Source organism: Ornithinimicrobium ciconiae (assembly GCF_007197575.1).
Taxonomy (GTDB): Bacteria; Actinomycetota; Actinomycetes; order Actinomycetales; family Dermatophilaceae; genus Ornithinicoccus; species Ornithinicoccus ciconiae.
Map to the genome: position 1 here is coordinate 2,033,494 of NZ_CP041616.1, position 17,882 is coordinate 2,051,375.

At 69.9% G+C, this 17,882-nt stretch carries 19 protein-coding genes; 15 read left to right on the plus strand and 4 right to left on the minus strand.

The annotated features are described in order from the left end of the window. Positions 1–9: 9 nt before the first annotated feature. Entirely contained in the window at positions 10–480 is a 471-nt protein-coding gene (locus FNH13_RS09220; protein WP_143783176.1) for a DinB family protein, read from the minus strand. 137 nt (positions 481–617) lie between these two features. On the opposite strand from FNH13_RS09220, the gene FNH13_RS09225 reads away from it, so the two are divergent. The 13 genes from FNH13_RS09225 to FNH13_RS09285 all read left to right on the plus strand — a co-directional run bounded on the left by FNH13_RS09225 (position 618) and on the right by FNH13_RS09285 (position 14,368). Beyond that, a complete protein-coding gene (locus tag FNH13_RS09225; protein ID WP_143783177.1) occupies positions 618–1,799 on the plus strand; it encodes an acetyl-CoA acetyltransferase in 1,182 nt (393 codons plus the stop codon). After that, positions 1,796–2,434: a gamma carbonic anhydrase family protein gene (locus FNH13_RS09230; protein WP_143783178.1), complete on the plus strand. Its 639-nt coding sequence runs from the start codon at positions 1,796–1,798 to the stop codon at positions 2,432–2,434. The genes FNH13_RS09225 and FNH13_RS09230 overlap by 4 nt, the downstream gene beginning before the upstream one ends. A gap of 130 nt (positions 2,435–2,564) precedes the next feature. Beyond that, positions 2,565–3,338 (plus strand): inositol monophosphatase family protein, encoded by a 774-nt coding sequence (locus FNH13_RS09235; RefSeq protein WP_143783179.1) that lies wholly within the window; start codon positions 2,565–2,567, stop codon positions 3,336–3,338. 286 nt (positions 3,339–3,624) lie between these two features. After that, positions 3,625–4,872: a substrate-binding domain-containing protein gene (locus FNH13_RS09240; RefSeq protein ID WP_202878911.1), complete on the plus strand. Its 1,248-nt coding sequence runs from the start codon at positions 3,625–3,627 to the stop codon at positions 4,870–4,872. After that, positions 4,869–5,624 carry an ABC transporter ATP-binding protein gene (locus FNH13_RS09245; protein ID WP_143783180.1) on the plus strand — a complete coding sequence of 252 codons (756 nt, stop codon included), beginning with the start codon at positions 4,869–4,871 and terminating at the stop codon, positions 5,622–5,624. The genes FNH13_RS09240 and FNH13_RS09245 overlap by 4 nt, the downstream gene beginning before the upstream one ends. Further along, positions 5,621–6,388: an ABC transporter ATP-binding protein gene (locus FNH13_RS09250; protein WP_143783181.1), complete on the plus strand. Its 768-nt coding sequence runs from the start codon at positions 5,621–5,623 to the stop codon at positions 6,386–6,388. The genes FNH13_RS09245 and FNH13_RS09250 overlap by 4 nt, the downstream gene beginning before the upstream one ends. Next, positions 6,385–7,260, plus strand: a complete 876-nt coding sequence (locus FNH13_RS09255) for a branched-chain amino acid ABC transporter permease (protein ID WP_143783182.1) — start codon at positions 6,385–6,387, stop codon at positions 7,258–7,260. Before FNH13_RS09250 ends, FNH13_RS09255 begins: the two co-directional genes overlap by 4 nt. Further along, positions 7,257–8,504 carry a branched-chain amino acid ABC transporter permease gene (locus FNH13_RS09260; protein WP_228266681.1) on the plus strand — a complete coding sequence of 416 codons (1,248 nt, stop codon included), beginning with the start codon at positions 7,257–7,259 and terminating at the stop codon, positions 8,502–8,504. The genes FNH13_RS09255 and FNH13_RS09260 overlap by 4 nt, the downstream gene beginning before the upstream one ends. Positions 8,505–8,512: 8 nt before the next feature. After that, complete coding sequence (locus tag FNH13_RS09265; protein ID WP_228266682.1) at positions 8,513–10,177, plus strand: class I adenylate-forming enzyme family protein; 1,665 nt, start codon at positions 8,513–8,515, stop codon at positions 10,175–10,177. Further along, entirely contained in the window at positions 10,174–10,959 is a 786-nt protein-coding gene (locus FNH13_RS09270; RefSeq protein ID WP_202878912.1) for a TetR/AcrR family transcriptional regulator, read from the plus strand. Before FNH13_RS09265 ends, FNH13_RS09270 begins: the two co-directional genes overlap by 4 nt. Further along, positions 10,956–11,690, plus strand: a complete 735-nt coding sequence (locus FNH13_RS09275; RefSeq protein WP_143783184.1) for a 3-hydroxybutyrate dehydrogenase — start codon at positions 10,956–10,958, stop codon at positions 11,688–11,690. Before FNH13_RS09270 ends, FNH13_RS09275 begins: the two co-directional genes overlap by 4 nt. Then, positions 11,687–12,619 (plus strand): alpha/beta hydrolase, encoded by a 933-nt coding sequence (locus FNH13_RS09280; protein ID WP_228266683.1) that lies wholly within the window; start codon positions 11,687–11,689, stop codon positions 12,617–12,619. Before FNH13_RS09275 ends, FNH13_RS09280 begins: the two co-directional genes overlap by 4 nt. Before the next feature lie 87 nt (positions 12,620–12,706). After that, on the plus strand, positions 12,707–14,368 hold the full coding sequence (locus FNH13_RS09285; protein WP_143783185.1) for a glycoside hydrolase family 15 protein: 1,662 nt from the start codon (positions 12,707–12,709) through the stop codon (positions 14,366–14,368). A 103-nt stretch (positions 14,369–14,471) separates the two neighbouring features. Here FNH13_RS09285 and FNH13_RS09290 read toward each other — a convergent pair whose 3' ends face one another. Genes FNH13_RS09290 through FNH13_RS09300 form a run of 3 tightly spaced genes read right to left on the minus strand, consistent with a single transcriptional unit; the run spans position 14,472 to position 16,045 of the window. Further along, positions 14,472–14,966 (minus strand): ASCH domain-containing protein, encoded by a 495-nt coding sequence (locus tag FNH13_RS09290; RefSeq protein ID WP_143783186.1) that lies wholly within the window; start codon positions 14,964–14,966, stop codon positions 14,472–14,474. Further along, complete coding sequence (locus FNH13_RS09295) at positions 14,959–15,354, minus strand: DUF2304 domain-containing protein (protein WP_143783187.1); 396 nt, start codon at positions 15,352–15,354, stop codon at positions 14,959–14,961. The genes FNH13_RS09290 and FNH13_RS09295 overlap by 8 nt, the downstream gene beginning before the upstream one ends. Before the next feature lie 10 nt (positions 15,355–15,364). Next, complete coding sequence (locus FNH13_RS09300; RefSeq protein ID WP_228266325.1) at positions 15,365–16,045, minus strand: glycosyltransferase family 2 protein; 681 nt, start codon at positions 16,043–16,045, stop codon at positions 15,365–15,367. 115 nt (positions 16,046–16,160) lie between these two features. Here FNH13_RS09300 and FNH13_RS09305 point away from each other — a divergent pair, with 115 nt between their 5' ends. Both FNH13_RS09305 and FNH13_RS09310 read left to right on the plus strand, forming a co-directional pair. Continuing rightward, on the plus strand, positions 16,161–16,757 hold the full coding sequence (locus tag FNH13_RS09305; RefSeq protein ID WP_143783189.1) for an acyltransferase: 597 nt from the start codon (positions 16,161–16,163) through the stop codon (positions 16,755–16,757). Continuing rightward, a complete protein-coding gene (locus FNH13_RS09310) occupies positions 16,754–17,869 on the plus strand; it encodes a DegT/DnrJ/EryC1/StrS family aminotransferase (RefSeq protein WP_143783190.1) in 1,116 nt (371 codons plus the stop codon). Before FNH13_RS09305 ends, FNH13_RS09310 begins: the two co-directional genes overlap by 4 nt. Positions 17,870–17,882: the final 13 nt, after the last annotated feature.

Genomic DNA, 17,882 nt, shown 5'->3' on the forward strand with positions numbered 1-17,882 from the left:
CCGTGCGCCTCAGCGCGCGGCGCGGATCTGCTCCACCAGGATGTCGCCGTGTCCTGCGTGCCGGGCCAGCTCGGCGATCAGATGCCCGAGGACGAAGCGCAGGCTCAGTGGGCCGTGGTGCCCGGGGAACTGGTCCTCCAGGTCGTGCTCGGCGGCGATCACTCGGGAGCGCTCGCACGCCGAGCGGTAGGCCTCCAGGACAGACTCGATGGTGTCCTCGTCGGCAGGCACGAAACTCTCCTCGACGGTCTCGGGGATGCCCAGCTCTGCGCGCGGCACCCCGGCGACCCGGTGATGGAACCAGACCTTCTCGACAAAGGTCGCGTGCGTCACCAGGCTCAGGGGCGTCGTCAGTGACGGGACAAGTCGGCGGCGGGCCTGCTCGTCGGTCAGGCCATCCAGCAGGCCGGCGATGGCCTCACGCTGCCTCTCGACCAGGCCCTCCAGGACAGCCCGCTCGTCGGCGGTGTGGATGCTCACGGTCACACGGTAGTCGACGAGCTCAGCCAGGTCGGGGCGTAGCTTCCCACCGAGAGCCACCGTCGCGCAGGTCGGGCCACGAGCTCCCCGCCCACCGCGGCAGAGAGCGCGGTGGAGTGGATGGGCATACTGGGGCCATGAGTTCAGCACACCTCTCGCCAGTGATCACCGGGTGGGCGCACAGCGCGTTCGGCAAGGCGCCAGAGCCGGATGTTGAGACCCTGCTGGCTGGGGTGACGACGCGGGCGCTGGAGCACGCGGAGGTGGAGGCTGCCGACGTCGACGGGATCTTCGTCGGGGTCTTCAACGGGGGCTTCTCGCAGCAGGGCTTCGACGCCGGACTGGTCGGCGCGGGCCAGCCTTCCCTGGGGCAGGTGCCGGCCGTGCACCTGGAGAACGCCTGCGCCACGGGCTCGGCGGCGCTGTATGCCGCGCTCGACTTTGTGCAGTCCGGCCGTGGCCGGGTGGCCCTCGTCGCCGGGGCGGAGAAGATGTCGGCCTCCTCGCCCGAGGTGGTCAACAACGCTCTGCTGCACGCGTCCTACCGTGCCGAGGAGGAGGACGCCGGGAGTTTCGCGGCGATCTTCGGACAGCTGACCGAGCAGTACTTCGAGCGCTACGGCGACCACGCGGACACCCTGGCGCGCATCGCGGCCAAGAACCACGCCAACGGGATCCACAACCCCTACGCGCACCTGCGCAAGGACTTCGGCTTTGAGTTCTGCAACACCGTCTCGGACAAGAACCCGCTGGTCGCGGGGCCGCTGCGACGCACCGACTGCTCGCTCGTCTCTGACGGGGCCGCTGCCCTTGTCATCACCGCGGCTGACCTCGTGACGTCCGTGCCACGGGCCGTCGGCTTCCGGGGACGTGCCCAGGCCAATGACCACCTCCCGCTGAGCCGGCGACAGGACGTGCTCGAGCTCGCGGGCGCCAAACGTGCCTTCACCCAGGCGATGGCCGAGGCCGGGACGACCCTGGCTGACCTCTCGCTGCTGGAGACTCACGACTGCTTCACCGTCGCCGAGCTCCTGGAGTATGAGGCGTTCGGGCTGGCCGAGCCCGGCAAGGGCGCCACCGCGATCGAGAGCGGTCGCACCGCCCGGGACGGCGACCTGCCGGTCAACCCCTCGGGTGGGCTGAAGTCCAAGGGACATCCGATCGGAGCAACAGGAGTGAGCCAGCACATCATGGCGGCCATGCAACTGACTGAGGAAGCAGGAGACATGCAGATCGCAGACACCGAGGTGGCGGGCGTGTTCAATATGGGCGGCGTGGCCGTCGCCAACTACTTCTCCGTCCTGGAGCGTCGGGCATGAGCGCCCCGGAGCAGTCGCAGGGCGCCGCCCAGCAGCCGCACGGCCCCGCACAGACGCCCGCAGCGCCTCAGCCACCCGCAGCGCCTCAGCCACCCGCAGCGCCTCAGCCACCCGCAGGTCTGGTGCTGCCTCTGGGCGACCGCGTCCCGGAGGTCCATCCCGACGCGTGGCTGGCGCCCCACAGCGTGGTCTCCGGCCGGGTCGTCATCGGGCCTGGCACCAGCCTTTGGTATGGCTCGTCCGCCCGCGGCGACGCAGCGGATGTCACCATCGGGTCCAACTCCAACCTGCAGGACAACGCGGTGATCCACGCTGACCCGGGCCACCCGGCGATCATCGGCGACAACGTGTCGATCGGTCACGCCGCAGTGGTGCACGGGTGCACCGTGGGTGAGGGCTGCATCATCGGGATGGGGTCGGTCGTCCTCAACGGTGCCGTGATCGGTGCCGGCAGCATGGTGGCTGCTGGCGCGGTCGTGCTCGAGGGCACCGAGGTGCCGCCCGGGTCGCTGGTCGCTGGCGTGCCGGGCAAGATCCGCCGCGAGCTCACCGAGGAGGAGCGCGCCGGGATGCGGGCCGGGATCGGTCACTACCCCGGCCTGGCGGCGATGCACCGCAGCGCCCTGGAGTCCTGAGGCACACCGCCAGCGCAGCATGCCGTCAGCCCACCGCCCTGAAGCCGAGCGTCACCGCAGGGCGTCGTCAGATCGCCCGCGCAGTGGGTGGGTGGCCATGGTGAGGACCACGACCGGATAGGTTGAAGGGGTGGACACTGACGGCATACTGACCCTGCTCCAGGAGGTCGCCGAGGAGGTCATCAACCCTCGGTTCCGGGACCTCTCGGAGCACCAGGTGATGGAGAAGAACCCGGGGGACCTGGTCACGGTCGCCGACCGCGAGGCGGAGGTGCTGATCACCGCGCGGCTCCAGGCGGCCTATCCGGAGGCTGTCGTGCTGGGGGAGGAGCACTACGCGCAGGACCGCGGGGTCCTGCAGGAGTATGCCGCGGCCGAGCACGCGTTCACCGTCGACCCCATCGATGGCACCAAGAACTTCGTCAACGGCTCCAAGGACCACGGCGTGATGGTGGCCGAACTGCAGGGGCCGCAGGTGGTGCGCAGCTGGATCTGGCAGCCGCAGCACCAGGTCGCGTTCGTGGCCGAGCGCGGTGCCGGCGCCTTCCGCAACGGTGAGCGGCTGACCCGTCCGTCGGTGGCCGATCCGGCCGCGCCGCGCGGGGTGACCTCGCACCGGCCGTGGATCGGGGAGAGCCTGGGGGAGTTCCCGCCGATGGAGCTCACCTGGATCTGTTGCGCCGTCGACTACCCCATGCTGGTCAACGGGTCGGCCGACTACATCGTCTATCGAGGCCGTCAGCCGTGGGACCACGCGCCCGGCTCGTTGCTGCTGGCGGAGTCCGGCGCCTTCCTCGGCACCTTCGGAGGTGTGCCCTATGACGCGCGCATCATCCCCGAGAACGGGCTGATCGGCGCTGCCGACCGCGCGTTGTATGACGTGCTGCTGCCCCTGATCCCGTAGGAGCTTCCACCCCGCGCTCGAAGGGAGCGCAATCCCACGCGCACGGAGTGAGGGCAACCCCGCGCGCTGGAGTCAGCGCAACCCCACGCCCTCGGTCTGAGGGGAGAGCGTCACACGGTGCGCCCCGTCGGGGACTTGGGGGAGAGGTGCCCTGAACTGCACAAACGCCGTCGTGACCACATTGTGATGTGCGTCTGCGTTGACTTCCCTCGTCGACCTCGATACGTTTCCCCTGAAACCTGAATCACCTTTCAGGTTGGCAGTCCCACACACAAAGGAGTGCTTGATGGCACGCTCGTCCCTCTTGGCCCTGTCGATGGCCGCGGTCCTGGCGCTGGCCGCCTGCGCGCCGTCCGACTCCAACGACGACTCGAACGGCGACAACGGTTCGAACGACAACGGTTCGAACGACGACACCGCAGCTACCGCCGAAGACGCTGGCGGCGGCGAGCCGTTCAAGGTCGGCATCATCTACTCCGAGACCGGCCCGCTGGCCGCCTACGGTGAGCAGTACAAGGCCGGACTGGAGGCGGGCATCGACTACGCCACCGACGGCACCGGTGAGATCGACGGCCGCGAGGTGGAGATCACCTACCGCGACGACGCCGGCAACCAGGACACCGCCGTGGCCGCTGCCAAGGACCTGATCGGTCAGGACTACAAGATCCTGGGCGGCACGATCGTCTCCGGCATCGCGGTTGCGATGGCGGACCAGGCCGAGCAGAACGAGATCCTCTACATCTCCGGCCCCGCCGCGGTCGACGCGCTGACCGGTGTGAACGAGTACACCTTCCGCTCCGGCCGGCAGAGCCTGCAGGACGTCGCCGCCGCCGGCGCCTTCCTCGAGGGCGACTCCAGCAAGGTCGTCGTCTTCGCCCAGGACAACGCCTTCGGTCAGGGCAACCTGGCCGCCGTCGAGGCCGTGCTCGGTGCGGGTGGCGCCGAGGTGAGCAGCGTGCTCGTCCCCGAGGACGCCACCGAGTTCACCCCCTTTGCCGCGCAGTTGAAGTCGGACGAGCCGGACATGATCTTTGTGGCCTGGGCCGGTGCGACCTCGGCCAACATGTGGCAGGCACTGGAGCAGCAGGACGTCTTTGACGTGGCTCCGGTCGTCACAGGGCTGGGCGACTCGGTCACCTTCGACGCCTACGGCCCGGTCGCTGAGAACATCAGCTTCCTGAACCACTACTTCCCCGGCGCTCCCGACAACGATGTCAACACCGCGATGATCGAGGCCGTCGAGGAGGGCGGGGGCACCCCCGACCTGTTCACCCCGGACGGCTTCGTCGCCGGTCAGATGATCGTCCACGCCCTCACCGAGGGTGACGAGGACGTCAACGCCATGATCGACGCGCTCGAGGGCTGGGAGTTCCAGGGCCCCAAGGGTGACTACACCATCCGCGAGAGCGACCACGCTCTCCTGCAGGACATGTACACCGCCCGGCTGGTTGCTGACGGTGACTCCTGGATGCCCGAGCTCATCGACACCGTCCCGGCTGCCGACGTCGCGCCGCCGGAGACGTCCGGCAAGTGACCGCCACCGCGCTGGAGGTCCGGGACCTCTCGCTGCGCATCGGCGGGGCACAGATCCTGGAGGACATCTCCTTCACCGTGCCGACCGGTCAGATCGTCGGCGTCATCGGCCCCAACGGGGCCGGCAAGACGACGCTGTTCAACCTGATCTCCGGCGTGATGACCCCCTCCACGGGCAGCGTGCGGCTAGACGGACGTGACGTCACCGGTCGCTCGGTGACCCAGCGGGCGGTCGCCGGTCTCGGCCGGACCTTCCAGACATCCTCGGTCTTCCCTGCCCTGTCGGTGGAGGAGAACGTGCGCCTGGCCGCTCAGGTCACCGAGGGCCACGCCATCTCGCTGTTCACCTTCCCCCGACGCGGCGACCGCGCCTCGGCCCGCGCCCGCTCCCTGCTGCAGGAGGTCGGGCTGGGGGACCGGATGGACTTCCGCGCCGGTGACCTGCCGCACGGCGACAAGCGCAAGCTCGAGATCGCGATGCTGCTGGCCACCGACCCCTCGGTGGTGCTGCTCGACGAGCCGATGGCCGGGGTCGCCTCCGGAGATGTCGCCGGGCTGACCGAGGTGATCCGCAGCCTGCACACCGAGCATGGCTGCACCGTGCTGATGGTCGAGCACCACATGGAGGTGCTGCTCGGGCTCGTCGAGCGCGTGGCGGTGCTGCACTTCGGGCACCTGCTTGCCATCGACACCCCGGACGCCGTCATGGCCGACCCGACCGTTCAGAGCGCCTACCTGGGAGAGTCCGTATGACGCCCGCGACCCAGTCCGAGCCTGTCGCCACCGCCACCGGGCAGGTGAGCGAGGCGGTGCTCTCCGTCCGGGGCCTGCAGGCGCACGTCGCCGGTCAGCAGGTTGTCGAGCATGTCGACCTGGACGTGGCCGCCACCGGCGTGACCGCACTGCTGGGCCGCAACGGCGTCGGCAAGACCTCGACCATCAAGGCCGTCATGGGCCTGATCGGTCGCTCCGGGCAGATCACTCTTGAGGGGCGCGACATCGCCGACCTGCCCACCCACAAGGTGGCTCAGCTGGGCGTGGGCTATGTGCCTGAGGACCGGGAGGTCTTCTCCGCGCTGACCGTCACCGAAAATCTGCGGATCGCCGAGCGCAAGGGGCACGACCACCAGTACGACCTGGTCTATGACCTCTTCCCCGAGCTCAAGGAGCGCGGGAGCCAGGCGGCCGGCACGCTGTCCGGCGGGCAGCAGCAGATGGTGTCGCTGGCGCGTGCCCTGCTCAACACCAACCGAGTGCTCCTCATCGACGAGCCGACCAAGGGCCTGGCGCCACGCCTCGTCCAGGAGGTCGGGCAGGTCCTGGCCCGGGCGGCCGAGGTCGTCCCGGTGCTCCTGGTGGAGCAGAACCTACAGGTGGTGCGCGACCTCGCCAACCACGCAGTTGTCCTCACCGGCGGTCGTAGCGTCCATGCCGGACCCGCCGCAGAGTTCCTCAACGACCCCGACCTGACCCAACGCCTGCTGGGCGTCAGCACAGGTGCGGAGGGAGCTGTATGAACGACGTCATCCTGCTCGCGGTCACCGGTCTCGGCCTCGGTGCGATCTACTTCCTGGTCGCGTCCGGACTGTCCCTGATCTATGGCCTGATGGGCGTGCTGAACTTCGCCCACGGTGTCTTCCTGTCCCTGGGCGCCTTCCTCGGCCTCGAGGTCGCACAGCGACTGGGTGCCTCCACCTGGACCGGCTTTGCCGCGTCCCTGGTCGTGGGTGCCCTGGCCGGTGCGCTCTTCGCGGCCGCGACCGAGCGCATCCTGGTCCAGAAGCTCTATAACCGGCACATCGAGCAGGTGCTGGTCACCGTCGGTCTGGGCCTGGCCGCCGTCGCGCTCTTCGACGGCATCTGGGGCACGGACCCGCGCTTCCCGCGCGGTCCGGCCTGGCTGGACCAGACCACCAAGATCGGTGGCGCCAGCATCCCCAACATCGTCTTCGTCGCGATCGTCTCGGCGGTCGCCGTGCTGGCCGCCATCGTGCTCTTCCTCAAGCACACCCGCTACGGCATGATCATCCGCGCCGGCGTGGAGAACCGCTCGATGGTGACGGCGCTGGGCATCGACGTGCGCACGGCCTTCACCCTGGTCTTCACGATCGGTGGTGCGGCCGCCGGCATCGGCGGTGTGCTCGCCTCGCACCACTTCGGTTATGTGTCCCCGATGCTGGGGCAGACGCTGCTGATCTTTGCCTTCATCGTGACGGTCATCGGTGGTCTCGGCTCCCTGATCGGCGCCGCCGTCGCCTCCGTGCTCGTCGCCCTCATGCAGCAGTTCGCCAACTTCTATCTGGCCGGCACCGGAGACTTCGCTGTCGTCGTGCTGCTCGCCCTGGTGCTGCTCACCCGACCGTCCGGCCTGATGGGGAGGAAGGCATGACCACCATGAACACGCACAACGCCGACAAGGGCCGCGACGCCCAGCAGGGGCGGTCCGCCGCTGAGACAGCAATCGACAAGAAGGTGGGGGAGATGCGTCACGGGGCCACGGCTGCGCCGGAGACCTCCGGCCGCACGGACCTGCGCTCGCGCCTGTTGAGCCTGATCGTGCCGATCGGCCTCGTCGTCCTGCTGGCCTGCCTGCCGCTGCTCAACCTCTCGATCCCGGGCGTGCTCCCGGGCGCGACCTACACCCCGGGCACCCTGCACCTGCTGGCGCTGGCCATGGTGATGGCCGGTGTGGCCCTGTCCTATCACCTGCTCTTCGGGGTGGCCGGCCTGCTCTCCTTCGGTCACGCGCTCTACTTCGGCATCGGCGCCTACGGCCTCGGCATCGTCATGGCCGAGCTCGAGCTGGGGCTGGTGCCCGCGGCGCTGGTGGTGCTGGTGGCCGCAGTGGTGATGTCGCTCCTGCTGGGCGCGGTGTCGCTGCAGGTGACCGGCATCCCGTTTGCCATGGTCACCCTCGCCTTCGCGCAGGCCGGCTTCGTGCTGGTCCGCAAGAACCCCGGCAAGCTCACCGGCGGCGAGGAGGGCATGCGCCTGCCGACCGATTACGTGCCGGACTGGCTGGTCGGGGTGGCGGACACCCGCAACCTCTACTGGGTGGCGCTGGCGGCCCTCGTCGTGGCCTTCATCGTCGTGACCTGGGTGCAGCGCAGCCGGGCCGGCCACGTCGCGGCAGCGGTCCGGGAGAACGAGCTGCGGGTCCAGGTCCTGGGCATGCGCCCGTTCCTGGTCAAGCTGGCGATCTTTGTCGCCGCCTCGGTCATTGCCGCCGGCATGGGCATGGTGCACCTGCTGCTCAACTCCGGCGCGGTGCCGCACGTCATGAGCGCCGAGCTGACGATCTCCCTGCTGCTGATGGTCGTGCTCGGCGGTGTCGGCTCACGCTGGGGCGCCGTCGTCGGCGCGTTCGTCTATGTCATCCTCAGCCAGCGCCTCGCCGTGCTGGCCCAGTCCGACACCATCCACGACCTGCCCGCGGTGCTGCGCATCCCGCTGTCCGAGCCGATGTTCATCCTGGGTGTCATCTTCATCCTGGTCGTGATGTTTGTGCCGGGCGGACTCAGCGCGCTGGGCCTGCGGCTGTGGGCGCTCTTCTCGCGCCGGGCCCGGTCACAGCTGGCCGAGAGGCCGCGGACCCCGGACGAGCTCGTGGCAGGGGATGATCAGCAGTCATGAGGACTGACGTGACTTCCGCTCCCAGCACGTGCGGCGCGCACACGCTGGGTCGCTGGCCCACCGACCGGGCCCGGCTGCACCCGGGCCGGGTGGCCATCGTCGACCGTGGTGTCGAGCTGACCTACCGCGACCTGGACGAGCGCTCCGCGGCACTCGCCCAGGCCTGGCGGCGGGCCGGCTACCGGCACGGTGACCGCGTGGCCACCCTGGTCGGCAACAGCGCGGAGCACGTCATTGCCTTCTTCTCCTGTGCCCGAGCGGGTCTGGTGCTGGTGCCGCTGTCCTGGCGGCTGACCGCCGGCGAACTGGCCGACCAGCTCACGCAGGCCGACCCGGCCGTGCTGCTGGTCGAGGACGAGACCGAGACCCTGGCCCGGGGCGCACTGGCCAAGGTGCACGCCCGCGTCCCCACGGCATACGTCGGGCAGGTCGGCGTGGAACAGCCGGTCCCGGACCCGTGGCACAGCATCTCCCCGGCGTCGGCCGGCGAGCAGGGGGATTCCCCGGCGTATGCCGACGCGCACCTGCCCGCTGCGGCGCTCGGGCGACCGGGTCTGCCGCTGGGGTCGCGACCGGTGCAGGACGAGGACCCGCTGCTGATGGTCTTCACCTCGGGCAGCTCCGCCCGACCCAAGGCCGCCGTGCTCACCCATGCGTCCTGCTTCTGGACCAACCTGTCGCTGTCGCGCACCCTGGAGCTGGACGAGACCGATGTGGTGCTCAGCGTGCTGCCCCAGTTCCACGTCGGCGGATGGAACATCCAGCCGCTGCTGGCGTGGTGGACCGGCGCGACCGTCGTGCTCGAGAGGTCCTTCGACCCCGGTCGGGCCCTCTGCCTCATCGCCGAGCACAAGGTCACCACGATGATGGGGGTGCCCACGCACTATGCCCGGCTCGCCGAGCACCCCACCTTTGAGCGCACCGACCTCACCGCCCTGCGCAGTGCGGTCGTCGGCGGTGCCCCCATGCCCGCACCGCTGCTGCGGATCTTTCACGAGCACGGCGTGGCGCTCACCCAGGGTTATGGCCTCACCGAGGCCGGACCCAACGTGCTCTGCGTCCCACCGCGCCATGCGATGGAGCGCATCGGTTGGGCCGGGGTGCCCTATCCGCACGTCGAGGTGCAGCTGGCCGACCCCACCACCGGGGAGCACCTGGACGGACCGGGCACCGGCGAGCTGCTCGTGCGCGGTCCGGGACTGTTTGCCGGCTACTTCCGGGACGTGTCCGCGACCCGGGCGATCTGGCGCAACGGCTGGTTGGCGACCGGCGACGTCGCGACCCGGGACGAGGCCGGCTACCTGCGGATCGTGGACCGGCTGCGCAATATCTACATCTCCGGCGGCGAGAACGTCGCCCCCGCCGAGGTCGAGGCGGCGCTGCGGGCCCACCGTGCGGTCCAGGACGTCTGCGTCGTCGGGGTCCCTGACGACCGGTGGGGAGAGCGGGGTGTCGCCCTCGTGGTTCGTCGCAACGGGGTCGTCACGGACGCGCCCGAGCTGATGGAGCATGCCCGCGAGCGACTGGCCGCCTTCAAGGTGCCGACCGCGGTGCACTTCGTCGCCGAACTGCCCTACGGGTCCCTGGGCAAAATCTCGCGCCAGCGGGCCCTCGACCTCGCCCTGGAGGCTGAGGGAGCCGCCCGCCAGACGGCATACGAGGTGCGGCCGTGAGCGCCGGGGGAGCAGCGCAGCCGGTGGACCGGACGGCCCGCACCCCACGCGGGGCGCGCACCCGCGCCAAGCTGCTGGAGGCCGCCGAGCACGTCTTCGCGACGGTGGGCTACCACGAGGCTTCTATCGTGAAGATCACCGAGCAGGCCGGGGTCGCCCTCGGCACCTTCTACACCCACTTCGAGGGCAAGAAGGAGATCTTCGACGAGGTCGTGCTGGACCTGTCCCACCGGGTCCGGCACGCCATGAGCGGTGCCTCCCGCGGTGTCACCGACCGGATCGAGGCCGAGCGGGCCGGTTTCCGGGCGTTCTTCCGGTTCACCGCCGAGCACCCGGCGCTCTATCGCATCATCCGGCAGGCCGAGTTCGTCTCGCCGGAGTCGATGCGCCGCCACTACGACAACATCGTGGACGGCTATGCCTCCGGACTGGCGGCAGCCCGTGAGCGGGGCGATATCCGCGACGTCGACCCCGTCGTGGCCGCCTGGGCACTGATGGGCGCCGGCGAGCTGATTGGGATGCGGTGGGTGCTGTGGGAGCAGGCCGACCAGATCCCCGAGCACATCTATGAGGGACTGATGGACGTGATCCGCGGTGCTCTCGCGCCGGATCAGTCGGAGTCGGGTCAGTCGGAGTCGGGTCAGCCGGAGTCGGGTGAGTCGGAGTCGGGTCAGTCGGAGTCCTCAGCGGACCGGGGACGTGCGAAACCACTGCAAAAAGGCGGGGTGGACCTACGAAACCCCTCTGAAAATTCGGGGTCAACGGAAGGAATGCAGCAATGACGCGCAAGGCAGTGGTCACCGGGGGTGCCAGCGGCATCGGTGCCGCGATCGCACGGCAGCTGGCCAAGGACGGCCTGCAAGTGGTCGTCGCCGACCGGGACGCCGAGGCCGCGGAGCGGCTGGCTGCCGAGGTCGGTGGCGAGGCCTGGGCCACCGACCTGTCGGACACGGCTGCGCTGGAGGGGCTGCGGCTGGAGTGTGACGTGCTGGTCAACAATGCGGGGATCCAGCGGGTGGCGCCGATCCACGAGTTCGTGCCGGAGGATTTCCGGTTGATCCAGCGGTTGATGTTGGAGGCGCCGTTCCTGTTGATCCGGGCGGCGTTGCCGCACATGTATGCCGGGGGGTGGGGTCGGATCATCAATGTCTCCTCGGCGCACGGGCTGCGGGCGTCGGCGTTCAAGTCGGCGTATGTGTCGGCCAAGCACGGGCTGGAGGGGTTGTCGAAGGTGACGGCCCTGGAGGGTGCCGAGCACGGGGTGACGTCCAACTGCATCAACCCTGGTTATGTGCGAACTCCCTTGGTGGAGAAGCAGATTGCTGACCAGGCGGCGACCCATGGCATCCCCGAGGACGAGGTCGTCGAGAAGATCATGCTGACCCGCTCAGCGATCAAGAAGCTCATCGAACCGCAGGACGTCGGCGCCCTGGCTGGTTTCCTGGCCAGCGACGACGCCGGGATGGTCACCGGGACCTCCTACGTCATGGACGGTGGGTGGACGGCCCAGTGACCACGACTCAGCTGCAACCCTCGCTGGCAGCGGTCGTCGGAGACCGCTATCGCACGCACGACGCCCCCGTCCGCGGTGGGGTGATGCGCGTCGGCATCTGGGAGCCGGCCTCCGGCGACCGGCAGGCGCCGACCGTCCTGGCGGTCCACGGGATCACCTCCTCCCACATCGCCTGGCCGCTGGTGGCTCAGGCGATGCCGGATGTGCGGATCATCGCGCCGGACCTGCGCGGACGTGGACGCTCGCGCACCCTGCCCGCGCCCTATGGCATGCCCAGCCATGCTGATGACGTGGCCGCGGTGCTGGACTCGGTCGGTGTCGAGCAGGCCGTCGCCGTCGGGCACTCGATGGGTGCGTTCGTCTCCCTGGTGCTGGCCGACCGCCACCCCGAGCGGGTCAGCTCCCTGGTCCTGGTGGACGGTGGCATGCCGCTGCTGCCACCCCCTGGCGTGGCCCCCGAGGACATGTCGATGGCGATCCTGGGTCCGGCAGCCGAGCGCCTGCAGATGACCTTTCCCGACCACGAGGCCTACCGCGACCACTGGCGTGAGCACCCGGCCTTCACCGAGTGGGTGGACCTGACCACTGCCTATGTCGATTATGACTTGGTCCCGGCCGCGGCTGGGGGCTTCCACCCGGCAACCTGTGTCGATGCTCTGAACGAGGACATCCGGGAGCTCGTCGACGGTGACTCACTGCTCAACGCGCTGGCGCGGTTGCGACACCCGACGTCCTGGCTGCTCGCCCCGCGCGGCCTGATGGACGAGGTGCCGCCGCTCTATCCGCAGGCGGCCCGGGAGCACTGGCTGGGTGAGCACCCGCAGATCTCTATGGCGGAGATCGAGGACGTCAACCACTACACGATCGTCATGCTCCAGGGCGGGGTCGACCAGGTCGTCCCGCACGTACGTCAGGCACTCGCTGGCTGACCGGTCCCGGTGACGATCCGGTTGCCTCGGGTGACGATCCGATAACGACCAGATGGTGGCGTCCGGGGCGGCACGTAGTGTGCGAGCGTGACTTTTCGTGCCGTGGCTGCGCGGGTCGCGGTCGCGGTGTCCCTGGGGTGGTTTCTGGCACAGACGGTGCTGCCACCGCGCGGTGGTCCGGTGCCGGGCCTGCCCCGCACCTTTGATCCCGACCTCGGCTTCCTGCTGTGGCCCTGGCAGTGGGCCCAGGACCCGCGGCTGCTGCCGATCCTGGCGATGGCCGTCGTTGGTGCCCTGCTGGCGCGCCGGTCTGCCTGGCTGGCCGTGATGGCTGGTGTGCCGGTGCTCGTCGAGGCCTGGCAGTTCCTCGTGCCCGCTGTGGGGGAGGTCGCGGCCCTGCGGGACGTGGCGCACGCCTGGATCGGCCTCGCGACAGGTGCCCTGGTGGCGCTGACCGGTTGGGCCCTGGGGCGTCTCGTCGCGCACGCCGTCCGGCCGGTGTGGCCCAACGCCCGGTCCACGGCCGTCACGACAGGGTCTGCCCACCGCTCCCGCATCGTCCTGGCTGCCGGAGTCACCGCGATTGTGCTGCTGGGAGTGTCCGTGGCCTGGCCCCGCGCCGACGGCGGGGCCGTTGCCGCCGCGCCACCGGTGGGCGCACAGGGTGCGTTGCAGGGTGCGGACTTCCACGGCAGCGAGCATCCCGACGCGGTGGCGCGGGAGTGGCTGGCCGCCGGCGACCTGCCGGGGGAGGGCACGGCATACGAGGACATGGCGCGGGTCGCGCTCTGGGACCTGCACCTGCTGACCCGCGACCCGCTGCCACCAGCGGGGCCAGCGGCCCAGTGGGACTACTACTGGCCGCGGGACGGTGCCTTCGTGGCGGTGGCGCTGGTGCGCACCGGACACACGGGAGATGCGGTCGAGATCCTGCGGCGGCAGGCCGACCTCTATCTGGACCCGCTCTATGGTTTTGACGCGCGCTATCTGCTGGACGGTGGGCGGGTCGTTCGTGACCCTCGCGGAGCCCAGGTTGACGGTTGCGGCTGGGTCCTGTGGGCGATCCATGAGACGGCCCAGGACACCGCCCTGCCGGACGAGGTCGCTGGGCTGCGCGACCGGTGCGCCGACCAGCTGCTGCGCGCCACCGGCGGAGGCACCCATCTGGCGGCACCCAGCCCGGACTACTGGGAGCGCGCCACCTTTGAGCGGCTGTTGGGAGCCAACGCGCCGCTGCTCCTCGGGCTGCGGTCGGCGGCGGCCGACTATCGGGCCAGCGGGTCCGTCGAGCGTGCGGACTCCTTGCTGGAGGCCGCGGACACGTTCACCGCGGAGCTGGGTCAGGAGTTTGGACCGACCTTCTCCCGCTCCACGCGCGGCGGTGGGCTGGACGCCGCGACCGCGATGCTGATGCCACCTTTTGCTGCGGAGCCGCTGCCGGGTGTTCGAGAGGCGTGGGAGGGCTATCAGGCTGGAGCGCTGCGGCCCGGCGGTGGCCTGGCGCCGGGGACCGACTGGCGGCAGGACGGCGTCTCCTGGACGCCGGAGGTCGCCCTGGTGGCCTACACGGCCGCGGCCGACGGGCAGGAGGGGATCGCCACGGACTGGCTGGACTGGCTGGAGACGCACCGCGCGCCCTGGGGATCGCTGCCGGAGAAGGTGGGACCAGACGGCACGCCCGGCGGGCCAGCGCCGCTGGGCTGGACCAGCTCCCTGGTGGTGCTGACACTGTCGGAGCTGGGGCTGTAGGTCACGCCTCGGTGCGCCCGGTGCCATTCTGGGCGCAGCACAGTGCGCGCGCTGCTGTGCGCTCGGTACTTTAGGTGCGCCCGGTGTTTTGTGCGCCCGGGTGTTAGGTGTCGGCGGCGTGGAGGACGGTGAACTCCTCGAGGATCACCGGCAGGTCGTCCGTGACCGGCGCGCCGGAGCCGGACTGCTCAAAGAACCGGCGGTGCACGGTGCGCCACTGCTCCAGGCTCAGGTCGCCCTCACCCTCGGCGGCGGCGTGCGCCGCGTCCACCTCACCGAAGGGCACCGTGCGCACCGAGGTGGTCTGGATGAGGGCACGGGGCCGGCCGGCCCCGTCGGTGATGATCGACAGATCGCCCTCGCCGGGCACGTCCTCGTCGCCGGCCTCATAGTCGCGCAGTGCCGAGGAGGTCGCGGTCTTGGTGCCGGCCAGGACCAGGTCCAGCAGCGCGTCGGCGTCCTCGGGGCCCGCGCCGAAGGACCACGCCGGTGGGGCCAGCGCCTCACGGGCGTTGACACCCAGATAACCGGGCACCCGGTTGACCTTGGCGCGCAGCCGGGCGTCGTCCCAGAAGGACTGGATCTCGTCGTCATGCATCGTGGCTCCCTGGATCGGTCGGATCGGAGGTTGGTCGATGGTCGCGGGACTCGTGGACAGCATGGTTGAGGGCCAGCTGGCGGGCCAGCACCGTGTTCTGCTGCTCGAGCTGGCGCATCCGGCGATAGCTGGCCGCGACATAGCCCAGGAAGGTGATGGTCAGCACATAGAGCAGCAGGTCGGCTCCACGACCGACGCCCACGATGCCCGCGACCTGGGTGAGCAGCGGCGGGAACATGATGGCCACGGCCGCGAGCAGCACAAAGCCGACCAGCAGCAGCCGGCGCACCGCCTGGTGGCGGGCCCCTGCGGTGGACCGGGTCAGCAGCACGGTGATGCCGATGATCCCCACCAGCAGGATGACCTTGATCAGGGGTTGGTCCAGCACCGTGGCCTCCTCACTTCAGGATCGTGTCGATCAGGATATTGACCGAGTTCATCAGGGACTGGCCCTTGGCCCGGGAGTAGTCGGTGTAGACGATGTGCACCGGGTGCTCGGCCCAGGGCAGTTTGGTGCGTGAGAGCTGCAGGACGATCTCGGTGGCGTGCGCCATCCGGTTCTGCTCCAGGTGCAGCGCCCCGGCCGCGTCCCGCCGGATCACCCGCAGCCCGTTGTGCGCGTCGGACAGGCGCAGCCCGGTCTGCTGGTTGGTGATCCACACCGCGCCCTTGAGGATGATCCGCCGCAGCCAGCCTGGCTTGGTGCGACCGTCGAGGAAGCGCGAGCCGAACACGATCGCCAGGTCCTCCTCGCGGGCTCGCTCCACCATGGCCTCGGCATCCACCACCCGGTGCTGCCCGTCCGCGTCAAAGGTGACGATGTATGCCGCGTCCGTCGCCGTGAGCGCATAGTCCACCCCTGTCTGCAGCGCGGCGCCCTGGCCCAGGTTGAACGGGTGGGTCACCACCACGGCCCCCGCCGCGCGGGCCACCGCCCCGGAGTCGTCGGTGGAGGCGTCGTCGACACAAACGATGTGGGGGAAGGTCTCCCGGGCCTCGGCGATCACGTCCGCGACCACGGTCGCCTCGTTGAACAGTGGGATCACCAGCCAGGTATCGGAGACCGGTGCGGGCGACATACGGCGCATTCTGTCAGGTGGGCACCACCGGGGCGCCCATCAGGACGGCGCGTGGCGCGGGGGGCGATAGTGTCTGCGCAGGCAACAGTGACCCGCACGCACAGCAGGAGGACAGGTGGGGACGCGCATCGCGCAGAGTGCCGACGTGGCCGACGGGGCCACGATCGGGGAGGGAAGTGCTGTCTGGCACCTGGCCCAGGTGCGCGAGGACGCCGTGCTCGGCGCCGGCTGCATCGTCGGACGCGGTGCCTACATCGGCACCGGGGTGCGGATGGGCGACCACTGCAAGGTGCAGAACTACGCCCTGGTCTATGAGCCCGCGGTGCTGGGCGATGGGGTCTTCATCGGCCCCGCCGCCGTGTTGACCAATGACACCTTCCCCCGGGCGATCAACGCCGACGGCAGCCTCAAGAGCGCCGACGACTGGGAGGCGGTCGGGGTGACCATCGGCCGCGGAGCCTCGATCGGCGCGCGAGCCGTCTGCGTGGCCCCCGTGACGATCGGGGAGTGGGCGACCGTGGCAGCCGGTGCGGTCGTCACCAAGGACGTGCCCGCCTATGCGCTGGTCGTGGGAGTCCCGGCGCGTCGCATCGGCTGGGTCGGTGAGGCGGGACGCCCGCTGGAGGACGCCGGTGGCGGGCGGTGGACCTGCCCGGTGACTGGCAGGGCATACGAGCAGATCGAAGAGACCTTGCGGAAGGTGGAGCAATGAGCGAACTGGCCATGATCCCGGCGGCCAAGCCGATCATCGGTGACGAGGAGCGAGAGGCCGTCGACCGTGTCATGCGGTCGGGCATGGTCGCCCAGGGGCCGGAGGTCGCGGCCTTTGAGCAGGAGTTCGCCGACCAGATGGTGGGTGGGCGCACGTGCGTCGCGGTCAACTCGGGCACCTCGGGGCTGCACCTCGGGCTGCTGGCCGCAGGCGTGGGACCGGGCGATGAGGTGATCGTGCCGTCCTTCACCTTCGCCGCCACCGCCAACTCGGTGGCCCTGACCGGCGCAACCCCGGTCTTTGCCGACATCGAGCCAGACACCTTCAACCTGGACCCGGAGAGCGTGCGCGCGGCGATCACCGACAACACCGCCGCGATCATGCCGGTGCACCTCTACGGTCACCCGGCCGACATGACCGCGCTGCAGGAGATCGCTGACGACGCCGGCGTGCAGATCTTCGAGGACGCTGCCCAGGCGCACGGGGCGCAGTATGCCGGGGCACCGGTCGGCAGTTTCGGCACCTTCGCGATGTTCAGCCTCTATCCGACCAAGAACATGACCTCCGGTGAGGGCGGCATGGTGGCGTGTGAGGACGAGGACATCGCCCGTGGCATCAGGCTGCTGCGCAACCAGGGAATGGAGCAGCAGTACGCCAACGAGATCGTCGGGCTGAACAACCGGATGACCGACATCCACGCCGCCATCGGCCGGGTGCAGCTGACCAAGGTCGGCGCGTGGACCGCCCAGCGCCAGGAGAACGCGGCCTGGTTGGACGCCAACCTGGCCGGTGTCGTCGTGCCGCCGGTGCGGGAGGGCTGCACGCACGTCTATCACCAGTACACGATCCGCCTGGCCGGCGCCTCGGGTGCCGAGCGGGACACGGTGGTCACCGCGCTGCGCGAGGAGCACAAGGTGGGCTGCGGGGTCTATTACCCGATCCCCAACCACGAGCTGGTCTCGCTGCACCGGTTTGCCCCGGCGCACGAGCTGCCGGAAACCGCCCGCGCTGCTGCTGAGGTGATCAGCCTGCCGGTGCACCCGTCGCTGAGCCAGGAGGACCTGGAGCGGATCGCGACGGCTGTGAACACGGTCGTCGGAGCGGGGGCCTGATGAGTGAGGAGCT